This is a genomic window from Cryptosporangium arvum DSM 44712, from assembly GCF_000585375.1.
Lineage (GTDB): Bacteria > Actinomycetota > Actinomycetes > Mycobacteriales > Cryptosporangiaceae > Cryptosporangium > Cryptosporangium arvum.
The window spans coordinates 8,168,590-8,182,390 of the sequence record NZ_KK073874.1 but is presented as its reverse complement, the minus strand read 5'-3'; the positions used below and the strand labels follow the sequence as shown (position 1 = coordinate 8,182,390).

Genomic DNA, 13,801 nt, shown 5'->3' with positions numbered 1-13,801 from the left:
GTGTCGCCGCGTCCCACGTCGGGGCGGTTGGTACCCGGGGAAGTGGGGTCAGACATGGAGCACGCCCAGACCGAACAGCACCAGCCACGCCCCGCCGAGCGCGAGCAGCACCTTGTCCCGTAACACGATTTCCTCCGGCTCCCCGGTGTGTCCACGATCGACGTCGCGGGCGTACTTCAACAGGCCTAGGACCAGCGGTGCGATCGACAGCGACGTCCACGGCGCCGTGGTTTCGCCTGCTCGTTCGTCGGCGACCTCGAACGCCCATAAGCAGTACGCGGCGATCACCACGCCCGCTGACGTGCTCCACACGAACCGCAGATAGCTGGCCGAGTACTCGCGCAACGACGGGCGTGTGCCCTGGTCGTCCCCGACCGTCACGATCTCGGAGTACCGCTTGCCGGCCACCATGAACAAGCTGCCGAACGCCGCCACGATCAGGAACCAGCGCGACAGCGGGATCCCGGCCGCGAGCCCACCGGCCATCGAGCGCAGCAGGAACCCGGCCGCGACCAGCGCGAGATCCACCACCGGCTCGTGCTTGAGCCAGTTGTTGTACAGCGTCGTGCACGACACGTACACGCCGACGCAGATCGCCAGGTTGCCGTACCCGGTGAGCGCGGGCACGCCGATCGCCGCGAGTTGCAGCACGACGCCGGCCACGTAGGCCAGTACCAGCGGCACGTCCCCGCGCGCGATCGGCCGCCGCCGCTTCGACGGGTGCGCCCGGTCGCGTTCGACGTCGCGGGCGTCGTTGATCAGGTAACCCCCGGCCGACGCGGCGACGAACGCCCCCAGCGCCACCAGGGTGTCGAGCAGCACCGGCACGTCCCAGAGCCGCCCGGCCGCGAGCGGCGCCGCCGCCACCAGGACGTTCTTGATCCACTGCCGGGGGCGGAGCGACATCACGAACGCCACACCCCGCGCCGAAGCGCCGGGGCGTTCCGGAGCGCGAGGCAGCGTCAGCGACGGGTCGGAAGCGGTAGCCGTCTCCCTCACTCGAACTCCTTCGCCGCCGGCCCGCACTGCCGTGACAACGGTCAGTTCGGGCAGCGTATGGGCCACGTTGCCGTTCAGCGATGGTAAGTGGAACGCGAGAATTCAGATCGGGAGTTTGCGGAAAATCGGCCGGGGGACGGCACGCAGCGCGCTCATCACGAGCCGCATCGTCCCGGGCACCCAGATCGTTTCCCGGCGGCGGCGCAGACCCTGGACGATCGCGTCCGCGACCTCCTCCGGGGTGGTGGAGAGCGGCGCCGGTTCGAGGTGCGCGGTCATCTTCGTCCGGACGAACCCCGGCCGGACGACCATGACGTGCACCCCGGACCCGTGCAGGACGTCACCGAGGCCGGTGGCGAACGCGTCCAGCCCGGCCTTGGACGAGCCGTACGCGAAGTTGGACTTGCGCGGCCGCTCACCGGCGACCGAGGACATCACGACGATCGAGCCGTGTCCCTGGCGCTGCATCGCCTGCGAGACCGGCACCAGCACCGACAGCGCCCCGACGTAGTTCGTGGTGGCGATCTCCGCCGCGTGGGCGGCGTCGACCTGGGCCCGGGCCTGGTCCCCCAGGACACCGAAGGCGACGACGGCCAGGTCGACGTCGTCCACGAAAGCTTTTTCGATCAGAGCCGGATGCGACCCGGTGTCGGACGCCTCGAACGGGAGCACCTCGACCTGGGCTCCGGCCGACCGCAGGTCGTCGGCGGCCCGGTCGAGAGCATCGGACGGACGACCGGCGAGCACGACCCGGCGGCAGCGGTCGGCGACCAGCGTGCGAGCGAGCGTCAGCCCGATCTCGGAGGTACCGCCGAGCAGCAGCAGGGACTGCGGTGAGCCCACAGCGTTGATCACAGGCCCAACCTCCTCGACAGATCGGACGCGAACACCCCGGCGGGGTCGAGCGCGGACCGGGCGGCCCGCCACTCGTCCAGCCGCGGGTACATCGCGGGGAGCAGTTCCGGCCGGAGCCGCGAGTCCTTCGCCAGGTAGATCCGGCCACCGGCGCCGACGACGAGTTCGTCCAGTTCGTCGAGCAGACGCGGCAGGCCGGACATGTTCGTCGGCAGGTCGAGCGCGAGCGTCCAGCCCGGGGTGGGGAACGACAGCATGCCGGGGCTGCCGGCGCCGAACCGCTTCAGCACCGCGAGGAACGCGGGCGAGCCGGCGGCGCTCAGCCGGTCGACGGCGGTGCGCACGACGTCTTCGGCGCCGTACGGGACGACGAACTGGTACTGCACCAGACCGGGGCGGCCGTAAATGCGGTTCCAGCGTTCGAGCATGTCGAGCGGGTGGAAGAACGCGGCGATCGACTGCAGTTGGTGCTGCCGGAACGCCGGGGCCTTGCGGTACCAGAGCTCGTTGAACGCGGCCACCGTCGCCTTGTTCAACAGCCCTGGCGGGACGACGCCCGGCGGCACCGACGCCAGCGGGTGCGGTCCGAACGCGAACGGTTCCGCGCGCTTGCGTTTCGGCAGCTGGGAACGGGTCGCGTGGTCGCCGCGGGTGATCACCGAGCGGCCCATGCGGGGGCCGCGGGCGAGCAGGTCGATCCAGGCGACCGAGTAGCGGTAGGCGTCGTCGGTGGCGTCCAGGCGGGCCAGCAGCGCGTCGAGGTCGGAGGCGCGTTCGGTGTCGACCGACATGAGGCTGGTCTCGACCGGCAGCAGCTGGATCGTGGCCGCGGTCACGATGCCGGTGAGGCCCATGCCCCCGGCGGTGGCCCGGAAGGCGTCGTCGGCCGGGGTCAGGGAGACCACCGCGCCGGAGGCGAGCAGGAGGTCGAGACCGCGGACGTGCTGGGTGAACGAACCTTCGACGTGGTGGTTCTTGCCGTGGATGTCCGCGGCGATCGCACCGCCGACGGTGACGTACCGGGTTCCCGGCGTGACCGGCACGAACCAGCCGAACGGCAGCACCTGACGCATCAGCGTGTGCAGGCTCAGGCCGGCCTCGACCTCGATGACGCCGGCCTCGACGTCGAAACGGCGTACCCGCGTGCAGCGGGTGAGGTCGACGACCAGCCCGCCGGCGTTCTGGGCGGCGTCACCGTAGCTGCGGCCCAGCCCGCGGGGCAGGACGCCCCGGGTCGGCGCGTCCCCCACCGCTTTGACGACCTCGTCGATCGAGGTCGGAGACGTCACGTCCGCGGCCGTCGGGGCGGTTGCGCCCCAGCCGGCCAGCAGACGCCGCTGAACGTTCACGCGGGCTACCCTGCCATGGATTACCCGCGAGTAGGGTCAGAATGGATATTGGGCCGGCGTCGATCGCAGCGTCACCCACTGCGTTTCGGTGAACGCCTCCAGGTTGGCGCTTGTACCGCCGTGACGGGAGCCGGTTCCGGACGCGCCGACGCCCCCGAACGGGATCGTCGCCTCGTCGTTGACGGTCTGGTCGTTGATGTGCACGGCACCCGACGGGATCTGGGCGGCGATGTCCAGGGCCCGCGCCACGTCGCGCGTCATGATGCCGAGGGAGAGCCCGTACTCGGAGTCCGCGGCCAGCGCGATCGCCTCGTCGACGCTGGAGAACCGGCGGATCGGGGCCACCGGGCCGAAGATCTCCTCGGCCCAGCCGGGTGCGGTCACGGGGATGTCGGCGAGCACGGTCGGCCGGTAGAACAGGCCCTCGTAGGTGCCACCGGCGGCCAGGCGCGCACCCTGCTCGACGCTGGCGGTCACCCGCGCGTGGATGTTGTCGCGCTGCTGGGCGTCGATGACCGGGCCGAGCGCGACCTGCTCGATGGCCGGGTCGCCGACCGGCAGGTGGTCGGCCCGCTCGGCGAGCGCGGCGATGTAGTCGTCGGCGACCGCGGCCGCGACCAGGTGCCGCCCGGTCGTCATGCAGACCTGGCCCTGGTTGAAGAACGACCCCCAGGCCGCCGCCGACACGACCTCGGCCGGGTCGACGTCGTCGAGCACGATCAGCGCCGAGTTGCCGCCGAGCTCCAGGTGCGTGCGCTTGAGGTGTTTGCCGGCCAGCTCGCCGATGCGCCGCCCGGCCTTCGTCGACCCGGTGAACGCGATCACCCTGGTCGCCGGGTCGGTGATCACGGCCTCGCCGACGTCGACGCCGCCGGGCAGGTAGGAGAACAGCCCGGCCGGCAGACCGGCCTCCTCGAGCACCCGGGTGATGCTGACGCCACCACAGATCGCGGTGCGGGGGTCCGGCTTGAACACGACCGCGTTGCCCAGCGCCAGCGCCGGGGCGATCGCCCGGATCCCGAGGATCACCGGCACGTTGAACGGCGCGATCACGCCGACGACGCCGACCGGCAGCTGCCGGGCCAGGCTGTAGCGGGGGAGCGCGGAGCGCAGCATCTCGCCGTACGGCGCGGACGCCAGCGCCGCCGCCTCGTAACACTCCTGAGCGGCGGTGTCGATCTCGAACCCGGCGCGCCCGGGGATCGCGCCGCCCTCGCGGACGAGCCAGCCGGAGATCTCCTCGGCGTTCTGCGTGAACAGGTCACCGGCCTTGCGCAGCACGGCGGCGCGCTCGGTGTAGGGCCGGGCGGCCCAGTCCTTCTGCGCCTCCACCGCGCGGGCGGCCGCGCGGCGGACGTCCTCCACCGAGGCGCGCCCCACGAGCGCCAGCTCCTTGCCGGTGGCGGGTTCGACCGCGGGCACCGGCTCCGCTCCGCCGGCCGTCCAGCCGTCGAGGTAGATCTTGCCTTCCCAGACCGAACTGTCCAGCAGACCCATGGTGGCCATCTCCTTTGACGGGCTCAACGCGTGTGAACAGATGTAATGCCTTGCCAACGGAGTTGTCACGCGACTCGTTCCACTCGGTGTAACCGACGCTCTTCCTGGGAAGCCCTCGCGCATGGAGCACTTCACGATCGCCACCGAAGCCGAGAAGAGCCCGGATTTTCGCCGCGTGCTCTGGACCGGGGAACACACTCAGCTCGTCATCATGACCATTCCGCCCGGCGGGGAGATCGGGGAGGAGGTCCACGAGGAGAACGACCAGATCCTGACGTTCGTCAGCGGCGTCGGCGAGGCGCGCGTCTCCGGGCAGACCCGGAAGGTCGCCCAGGGTGATCTGGTCGTCGTACCGGCCGGCCGGAAGCACAACTTCGTGAACACCGGCCCCAACCCGCTGGTGCTCTACACGATCTACGGGCCGCCGGACCACGCCGACGGTGCCGTCCACAAGACCAAGGAAGAGGCCGACCGCCTCGAAGAGGCCGGCAAGGACGAACCGCCGCAGTCATGACGTGCGCTCGTTCCGCCCCGTGGGCTTCGGCCCGCGGGGCTTTTTGCGATGTGCGTCACAGTGTTCGCGTGAATCCCTAGCTGAGCGAAGGTGTCCTTCTGTGAACTCCCGTGAACGGGGTGTTACGCGGGGCTCATCGGTCATACAGTCGCTTTTCGATCGTCATCGGACGCCTGCCCGGGAACGCCACCCCGGTCGGCGCGCGGAGGACGGGGGACCGTATGCGTCTCGGCTGGCTCGTGATTCTGAGCGCGGCGTTCCAAGTCGTGCTCGTGGTGCTGCCCGCCGGAGCACTGCACGTCGAGATGGCCGGGCTGCTGGTCGCGACGTGCTGGGCCACCGGCCTGTTCCTCCGGCGCGCGCGTGCGCTGACCGGCGCGCAGCGTCGCTGGCGGATGTTGGGCGTCGTGGCGCTGGGGCTGTGGGCGCTCGCGCTGGTGTGCAACGAGATCGGGCTGCTCGCCGGGGTGTCGCTCGGGATGCGGATGTCGTTGCTCGCCGTGGTGGCGCAGGGTGCGCTGGCCTGCGCGGTCGTCACGCTGCTGGTCGTTCCCGGGGTGGCGCTAACCCGGGCCTCGGCGACGCGGATGCTCATCGACGGCGCCGCGGTCGGGCTGTCGCTGGCCAGCCTGGCGTGGACGGCGCTGTTCGGCGTCGATCCACGGGTCGATGTGGACGCTCCCGGAGCGCTGGCGCTGATCACACTGTCCGGGTCGCTGCTCGTGCTCCTGTCGGCGGCGCTGCCGATGCTGCTGGGCCGCTCGCAGAACGGCCCGACGTCGCTCGGGTCGTTCGCCGGCGGGATCGCGGTGATGTCGTGCGGTGCCGTCGCGGCGGGCTTCGCGGCGCTGGCCGGGGACCCGGCCCCGGAGCGGGTGGCCGGCGGAGCGCTGCTGCTCGGCACCGTGCTGATCGGCCGGGCGGCTCTGCTGCCGATGCCGATGTTCGTGCGCCGGACGTCCTGGGACTATCCGTCGACGCTCGCCCAGGCGCTGCCCTACCTGGGGCTGCTCGGTCTGGCGCTGATCGCGGCGGTGCACCAGGCCCTGGTGCGGCGGGTCAACCTGGTGCTGGTCGGGATGCTGTTCGTGCTGGCCGTCGCGGTGCTGACCCGGCAGTTCCTGTCGCTGAAGCGGAACGCCCGGCTGGCCGGCGAGCTGACCCGCCAGCGCGCGAAGCTCGCTTACCAGGCGTTCCACGATCCGCTGACCGGGCTGGCGAACCGGTCGCTGTTCGCCGAGCGGCTGGCGGTCCTGGACGCTCCCACGGTGCTGCTGATCGACCTGGACGGCTTCAAGGCGGTGAACGACTCGCGCGGGCACGCCGTCGGCGACCAGTTGCTCGTGGCGGTGGCCCGGCGGCTCCGGGCCGCGGCCGGGAACGGGGACACCGTGGCCCGGATGGGCGGCGACGAGTTCGCGGTCCTGGTGCCCGACGGGGACGGTGAGGCCGTCGCCCGGCGGATCCTCGACCGGGTCGCGGGTCCGGTGACGATCGGGGAGTCGACCGTCGAGCTGCGGGTGAGCGTCGGGGTGGCGAACGGTCCGCCCGATGCGGTGCTCCGGGACGCCGACCTGGCCCTCTACCGGGCGAAACAGGAGGGCAAGAACCGGTACCGGATCGCCGACCGGGAACTCGCCCAGCACGCGCTCGACCGCTTCCGCCTCGAAGAGGAACTACGGGTGGCCGACGACTTCGAGGTGGCCTACCGCCCGATCGTCGAGCTGGCGACGGGGCGGGTGGTGGGGGCCGAAGCCACGCTGCGGTGGCGCCATCCGCGCCGTGGCCTGCTGGACCGGGACGAGTTCGCGGACGCCGCGGTCGCGGCCGGTGTGCTCACCGCCCTCGACCGGCGCCTGCTGGCGTTCGCGTGCGCGGACGCCCACCGCTGGCGGGATCTCACCGTGACCGTGCCGGTGTGCGCGGCGTGCGTCGCGGATCCGTCGGTGGTCGGTGCCGTCGTGAAGTGTCTCGGCGGACTCCGGCCGGAGGCGCTCGAACTCGCGATACCGCAGGCCGCGTTGAGCGTCGACGTCGCCGCGGTCGAGCGTCCGCTGCGTGGGCTCGCCGACCTGGGCGTCGGCCTCGGCGTTGCGGACTTCGGCGCCGGTGCGGTGGACCTCCGGCGGCTGCGCGCGCTGCCGCTGCGCACGCTCACCCTGCACCGGACGGTGGGCGGCGACCCGGCCCTCGTCCACGCGCTGCTCGGGTTCGCCGGTTCGCTGGGGCTCCGGGCGGTGATCGCCGGGGGCGTGTCACGGACCGCTCTGCGTGACTACGGCGCCGCGTACGCCTCGCTCGGCGTCCCGGTGCCGGCGTCCGAGTTCACCGACCTGTTGGACGCGCCCCGCGTCGCCTGACGCTCAGCCGAGGCGGGCGGGCTGGCCGGTAGCCTCGAGCACCGACATCCAGAGGTCGCCGTCGGGGTCCACCTGGTTGCGTCGGCTGACGGCCAGCCGCATCGGAACGTGCACGAACCGGCCGTGCCAGCGGCCGACGACCATTTGCGTTCGGCCGGCCATCGCCGCGTGCACCGCGGTGTGGGCCAGCCGTAGGCAGTAGACGCTGTCGTAGGGGTTGGCCGGCACGCTGCGGATCGTGTAGCTCGGGTCGATGTACTTGAGGTTGATCTCCAGGCCGGCTTCCTCGAAGTCCTCGGTGATCCGGTGACGCAGGTAGACGCCGACGTCGCTGAGCTTCTGGTTGCCGGAGGCGTCGGTTCCCTCGGGGTCGAGCAGTTCCTGCCCCGCGCCCTCGGCTACGACCACGACGGCGTGCCCGCGCTCGATCACGCGTTTGCGGAGACGGGCCAGCAGCCCGTTGGTTCCGTGCAGTGTGAACGGCACTTCGGGGATCAGGACGAAGTCGGCGTCGTTCTTGGCCAGTGCGGCGTAACAGGCGATGAAACCCGAGTGCCGCCCCATCAACCGCACGAGTCCGACGCCGTTCGGCACGGTCCGCGCTTCGACGTGAGCGGTCCGGATCGATTCCGCCGCGCGGCTGAACGCGGTCTGGAAGCCGAAGCTCTGGTTGATGAACGGGATGTCGTTGTCGATGGTCTTCGGTACCCCGACGACGGAGATCTTCAGCCCACGTTCGCCCACGACCCGGCAGATCCCGATGGCACCGCGCATGCTTCCGTCGCCGCCGATCACGAACAGCATCGTGATGCCGAGCCGCTCCAGGCAGTCGACGATCTCCTCCGGGTCCTGCTGCCCCCGGGACGTGCCGAGAATCGTGCCGCCGTGTTCGTTGATGCCGGCGACCGCGTCGGGCGTGAGGTCCACGACGTCGCGGCCGTACTTCGCGACGAAGCCCTGGTAGCCGTTGCGGATGCCGACGATCCGCTGGACGCCGTAGTGCTCGGTCAGCTCCAGCACCAGCCCGCGGATCACGTCGTTGAGGCCGGGGCAGAGCCCACCGCAGGTCACGATCGCCACTCGCGTTTTGGCCGGGTCGAAGTAGATGCGGCGGCGAGGTCCGCCCGGTTCGAAGCTCGGCAGCCGCTCGATCGGTAGCCCACGCGCGGCGACCATCGAGATCGTGTCGTCGAACAACACCCGGTCGCCCTCGTCGACGTACGCCTCGGTGGTGCGCCGGGCCTCGACGAGCGGCGCCAACGGCGAATCGACCCGGCACGGGCCCAGCGACGCGACGGAGAAATCCCAGTCTTCGGTTCCCGCTGACAGCGCCACCCCCTCAGCCTGCTCCGCCGGTGTTTCGTCGACGTCACGGAATTCTTGATCCGTGCCAGGGAGCGCCGATGGGGAGACATGCCGAGGCGGTGGTGGGCCTGGATCGCGGTCGCGCTCGGGTTCGTCGCGTTCGCGGTCGTCGGGCCGCTGCTGGTCCCGGCGTACGACGCCGTCCAGGACGTCCTGCTCATCACGCTCGTCGGCTGGGCGCTGCTGCGCTTCCTGCGCGGCGGGCCGCAGGCGCCGGGTCGGGCCCGGGCCGGCTGGCGGTTCGGTGCGCTGGGGATGGGCTGCTGGCTGGTGGCCCTGGTGTGGCACGCCGTGACCGAGCGGTTGGACCTGCCGGTGTCGTTCCGGGCGCTGACGCTCACCGCGTTCGTGCTGCCGGCCGCGATCTGCGTGGGCGTCGCCATGCTCGCGCTACCGGTGGCGCCGCCGACCGTGATGGGCAAACTGCGCCTGCTCTGCGACGGGGCGATCATCGCCTTCTCGCTCTCCGCGCTCGTCTGGCTGTTCGTCGGCGACGATTGGTACGCCGCCCGGGATTCGGCGTTCGGCGACGTCAGCGTGGCCGTGCTGTGCCTGACCCTGATGACCGTCGTCGCGATAGTGATGTTGCTGTTGATCTACGGGCAGGTCGCCTGGCGATCCGCGTTCACCGCGCTGGCCGTCGGCGCCGCCCTGCTGGCGGCCTCGATGGTGTTCCAGCTGATCGCCGTGCTCCGCGACGAGGAGTGGCTCTGGGGCCACACGGTGGCGCAGCTGGGCCTGCTCGCGATCGCGTGGTCGGCCGGACGGCCGTCGGAGTCCGTGCCGGTCCGGGACCGGGGCGCGTCCCCGCTGGTACAGGCCTGGTCGTACGTTCCGCTGCTGATGCTCGTGATCTTCATGATCCGGCAGCAGACCTCCGTCGGCCGGCTCGATCCCATCGTCATGTGGCACGAGATAGGTGTGGTCGTCGCGGTTCTGGGCCGCCAGTTCCTGACCTTGCGCATGACGACGTCGCTCACCAACGAGCTGGGGGCGCAGCGGGCGCGGCTCGCCCACCAGGCTTTTCACGACCCGCTGACCGGGCTGGCCAACCGCGCGCTGTTCAGCGAGCGGCTGGCGGCGGCCCTCGACGGGGGTCCGGCGCTGCTGCTGGTGGACCTCGACGGCTTCAAGGCCGTGAACGACACCCGCGGACACGGCGTCGGGGACCAGTTGCTCGTCGCCGTGGCCGGGCAGCTGCGGGGCGCGGTGCGCGCGAGCGACACGGTGGCTCGCCTCGGTGGTGACGAGTTCGCCGCGCTCCTCCCGGGCGCCGCCGCCGAGGCCGACGCCACCGCCGTGGCCGCGGTGATCCTGGAGCGGGTGAGCACGCCGGTTCCGGTGGGGGAAGGCACCCCCGTGTCGGTGCGAGCGAGCGTGGGCATCGCGCTCGCCGACGCCTCGTCGACCGCGGAAACCCTGCTCCGCGACGCCGACCTGGCGCTCTACGAGGCGAAGGAGAGCGGCAAGAACCGGTACCGCGTGGCCGATCCGGAACTGTCCAGCTCGACGCTCGGCCGCCTGCGGCTGGAGGAGGAACTACGGATCGCCATCGACGCGGGGGAGTTCGAGGTCCACTACCAGCCGATCGTCGAGCTGGCATCCGAGCGGATCACCGCGGTCGAGGCGCTGCTGCGCTGGCGGCACCCGACCCGCGGGCTGCTCGGGCCGGCCGCGTTCCTGGAGACCGCGGAGAGCACCGGGCTGCTGCCCGCGCTGGACGGGTTCGTGCTGCGGACAGCCTGTGCGCAGGTCCGCACGTGGCGCGCGGTCCGCTCCGACTTCGTGGTGAGCGTGAACGTGTGCGCGGCACACCTCGTCGACCCTGGACTTCCCGACGAGGTGGCGGCGGCGCTGGCGGCCGCCGACATCCCCCCGGGCGCGCTGATGCTCGAGGTGACCGAGACGGCGCTCGTGGCCGACCTGGCGATGGCCGCACAGACGCTGCGTGAGCTGTCCGCGCTCGGGGTGCGTATCGCGCTCGACGACTTCGGGACCGGGTACTCGTCGCTGACGTACCTGCGGACGCTGCCGATCCACTCGATCAAGATCGACCGCTCGTTCGTCCGCGACCTCGACGGCAACGCGACCGACGAGGCCGTGACCAGGGCGATCCTCGGGCTGGCCGAGACGTTGGGGCTGCGTCCGGTGGCCGAGGGAGTGGAAGGAACTTCGCAGGCGGACCGGCTTCGCGACCTGCGCTGCGGTCACGCCCAGGGTTTCCTGTTCGCGAAGCCCATGCCCGCCGGTGAACTGACCGAGTTGCTGGGCCGATCAGTGGTGGCGTCGGGAAGCTAGTGCTGGTTTCCGGGTCTACGACGGGTTCCCGGGCCTGTCACGGGGGCGTAGGCCCGGGAAGCCGTCGGTGGTCAGCGCGCTAGCGGTCTTCCCACCAGGGGGAGTCGTCGCCCCACTCGTCGTTCCAGTCGCCCTCGTCGTACTCGTCCTCGTCGGTCGGGGACTCCGAGGTCGGCTTCGGCGCCGGCGGCACGTACGGCGGGACGTACTCCCCGCCGGCGGCCGACGCGCTCGGCCGCGGCGGGGTGGGACTCGGCGTCGGGCTGGCCGAGGTCGGCGCGGCGGTGGGCGTCGCAGGCTTGGTCTCCGTCTTGTCGGCGGAGTCGCCACCCCCCGCCAGAGCCGGAAGCACCAGAACAAATCCCACGATGAGGACGGCGACCAGCACGCCGCCGAGCACGATGAGCTTGTTGCGGGTGGTGGTCCTGGGGTTACGAGCCCCGAGGACGGGCCCGCCGGTGGGAGATTTGGTGGCGGAGAGCGCCCACCTGCCGTTGGTGCCGTCGTCGTGGGGGGCGGTCTGGAAGACCGGGAAGTCGAGTGTCTCGGGGTTTGTGCTGGTGGGTTGGGGTTGTGATTGTGGCTGTGGACCCGGAGATGCCGGCGCTGCGAAGGGGCCCCCCGGTGCGGACTGGGCTGCGGGCTGACCCACGGGGGATGCGGGGGGCGCTGACATGGGCCGAGTGGTGGACGCGGGTGTGGGGTGCGCCGGGACGGCTGACATGGGTCGCGTGGGGGCGCCTGATGTGGGGGGTGCAGGAGGGGCTGACGTGGGGTGCGCCGGGACCGCGGACATGGGGTGGGCGGTGGCGGGTGCGGGGGCGGCCGATACGGGAGCGGCTGAGGCGGGGGGCGCCGACATCGGGCGCGCCGTGGGAGGCCCGGGTAGCGCCGGCACGGGTGGCGTGGGGGCGGGGCCCATCGCTGGAGTTGCTGAGGCGGGCTGGGTCCCGGGAGACGCAGGAATCGCCGGGACCGGGCGCGTCGTAGGGCCCGCGGTCGAGCGAGCACCTGTCGCCGAGTCGGACGATGCCGCTGGGGTGAGCGGGACCGGTGCGTTGGGAGCGGTCGGCGCGGAACCGGAGGTAGGCGCGGCCGGAACCGAGGAGGTAGGCCGGTCCGCTCCGATGCCGGGAACCCCGGAGGCGGACCGGGGCGCTCCAAGACCGGGAGCCCCGGAGGTGGGCCGGTCCGCTCCGGATCCGGGAACCCCGGAGGTGGGCCGGGAGGCACCTATACCGGGACCCCCGGAGGTAGGCGTACCGGGCACCGGGGCCGCAGCCGGACGGTCAGTAGGCCGGGATTCCGCGGAGTCGACCGATGCGGGGATCGTCGGTGGGACGAGGGGCTTCGTCGGGGCGTCCTGGAAGCCGTTAGCCGGCGGGTCGGGTATGCCCGCCTTGCGAGGGGAAGGCGGAAGGCCCAGCCCACCCGGGTATCCAGCCGAAGCCGGCGGCCACGACGCAGGCGGCGGAGGTAACGCCCCCAGTGCCGCCGCGTGCCCAAGGGCATCATGAGCCCCACCGGGCCGCGGCGTCCCGCCGAGCCCGTTCGCGCCGCCGAGCCCGTTCGCGCCGCCGAGCCCGTTCGCGCCGCCAAGCCCGTTCGCGCCGAGGCCAGGTGCGCCAGATCCAGATGCGCTCTGACTCTGCGGACCGCTGGGGCCACCCGCGCCACTGGGGCCACCCGCGCCACTGGGGCCACCCGCGCCACTGGGGCCACCCGCGCCACTGGGGCTGCCCGCGCTGCTGCGGCTGCCCGCGCTGCTGCGGCTGCCCGTGCCGCTCGGGCCAGAGGGGCCAGAGGAGCCAGGTGTTCCGACCGGCGCGGCTGGGTTGGCGAGTTGAGGTGAGGGCGGGGTTGGATTGGTCGCAGGGTTGCCACTCGCTGCGGAGCCCGTCTGCCCCGACTCAGCAGCTGTACCAAGCGCACCTGATGCGGGCGGGCCTGTAACGGTGCCCGACGGCTTCGCGGCTGCGCCGCTCGGTGACCCCGCCGGACCACCTTGCGGCCTCACGGCACCATTCGGCGGCGCTACCGCGCCACTCTGCAGAAATGTTGCGCCACTTTGCAGGTATGCCGCACCACCGCTCATTGGCGCACCACCCTGTACTGGCGCACCACCCTGCGCTTGGGCACCACCCTGCGTTTGGGCACCACCCTGCGCTTGGGCACCACCCTGCGCTTGGGCACCACCCTGCATTGCGGCACCACCGTGCACTGGCGCATCGCTCGGCGTTGCCGCACCGCTGTGCGCCGCCGCCCCGCCGTTCCGAGCAGTCGCGCCGCTGGATGCTGTCACGCTGCTGGGCGTCGTCCCACCGTTCCGAGGAGCCGCGCCGCCTGCTGCGCCGCCCTGCGCGGTGGCATCACCCTGCGGCGCTACTGGGCCACCCCGCGAAGACGCAGCACCATTCTGCGTTCCCGCACTACTCGGCGCCGCCGGGTCGCGCTGCAGAAATGTCGCGCCGCCTTGCAGGTAGGTCGCACCGCCCTGCGCTGCCATACCGCTGTGCGCGGACGCATCACCGCCACCTCGCGGTGCCAAGTCCCCCTGCGCCAGC

At 71.9% G+C, this 13,801-nt stretch carries 9 protein-coding genes; 3 read left to right on the top strand and 6 right to left on the bottom strand.

Annotated features, from left to right (window positions below; all coding sequences use genetic code 11):
* Nucleotides 1-48 precede the first annotated feature (48 nt).
* The 4 genes from CRYAR_RS37325 to CRYAR_RS37310 all read right to left on the bottom strand — a co-directional run bounded on the left by CRYAR_RS37325 (nucleotide 49) and on the right by CRYAR_RS37310 (nucleotide 4,700).
* Nucleotides 49-999 (bottom strand): decaprenyl-phosphate phosphoribosyltransferase, encoded by a 951-nt coding sequence (locus CRYAR_RS37325; RefSeq protein WP_245620587.1) that lies wholly within the window; start codon nucleotides 997-999, stop codon nucleotides 49-51.
* A gap of 102 nt (nucleotides 1,000-1,101) precedes the next feature.
* Nucleotides 1,102-1,854: a decaprenylphospho-beta-D-erythro-pentofuranosid-2-ulose 2-reductase gene (dprE2, locus tag CRYAR_RS37320; RefSeq protein WP_035857883.1), complete on the bottom strand. Its 753-nt coding sequence runs from the start codon at nucleotides 1,852-1,854 to the stop codon at nucleotides 1,102-1,104.
* Nucleotides 1,851-3,203, bottom strand: coding sequence for a decaprenylphosphoryl-beta-D-ribose oxidase (dprE1, locus tag CRYAR_RS37315; protein ID WP_035857882.1), 1,353 nt, complete (start codon nucleotides 3,201-3,203; stop codon nucleotides 1,851-1,853). Before dprE1 ends, dprE2 begins: the two co-directional genes overlap by 4 nt.
* A 36-nt stretch (nucleotides 3,204-3,239) precedes the next feature.
* Entirely contained in the window at nucleotides 3,240-4,700 is a 1,461-nt protein-coding gene (locus tag CRYAR_RS37310; RefSeq protein ID WP_035869351.1) for a benzaldehyde dehydrogenase, read from the bottom strand.
* Nucleotides 4,701-4,821: 121 nt separating this feature from the next.
* Here CRYAR_RS37310 and CRYAR_RS37305 point away from each other — a divergent pair, with 121 nt between their 5' ends.
* A complete protein-coding gene (locus CRYAR_RS37305) occupies nucleotides 4,822-5,214 on the top strand; it encodes a cupin domain-containing protein (RefSeq protein ID WP_035857880.1) in 393 nt (130 codons plus the stop codon).
* A 221-nt stretch (nucleotides 5,215-5,435) separates the two neighbouring features.
* Nucleotides 5,436-7,574, top strand: coding sequence for a diguanylate cyclase domain-containing protein (locus tag CRYAR_RS37300; RefSeq protein ID WP_035857878.1), 2,139 nt, complete (start codon nucleotides 5,436-5,438; stop codon nucleotides 7,572-7,574).
* A 3-nt stretch (nucleotides 7,575-7,577) separates the two neighbouring features.
* On the opposite strand, the gene CRYAR_RS37295 is transcribed toward CRYAR_RS37300, so the two are convergent.
* Complete coding sequence (locus CRYAR_RS37295; RefSeq protein ID WP_051571442.1) at nucleotides 7,578-8,909, bottom strand: ATP-dependent 6-phosphofructokinase; 1,332 nt, start codon at nucleotides 8,907-8,909, stop codon at nucleotides 7,578-7,580.
* Between the two features lie 78 nt (nucleotides 8,910-8,987).
* On the opposite strand from CRYAR_RS37295, the gene CRYAR_RS44165 reads away from it, so the two are divergent.
* Nucleotides 8,988-11,237, top strand: a complete 2,250-nt coding sequence (locus tag CRYAR_RS44165) for a putative bifunctional diguanylate cyclase/phosphodiesterase (protein ID WP_051571441.1) — start codon at nucleotides 8,988-8,990, stop codon at nucleotides 11,235-11,237.
* 79 nt (nucleotides 11,238-11,316) lie between these two features.
* Here the strand turns inward: CRYAR_RS44165 and CRYAR_RS37285 are convergent, their stop codons facing one another.
* The gene (locus CRYAR_RS37285; RefSeq protein ID WP_035857875.1) at nucleotides 11,317-11,637 is read right to left on the bottom strand and encodes a hypothetical protein; all 321 of its coding nucleotides are present in this window, start codon (nucleotides 11,635-11,637) and stop codon (nucleotides 11,317-11,319) included.
* Nucleotides 11,638-13,801: the final 2,164 nt, after the last annotated feature.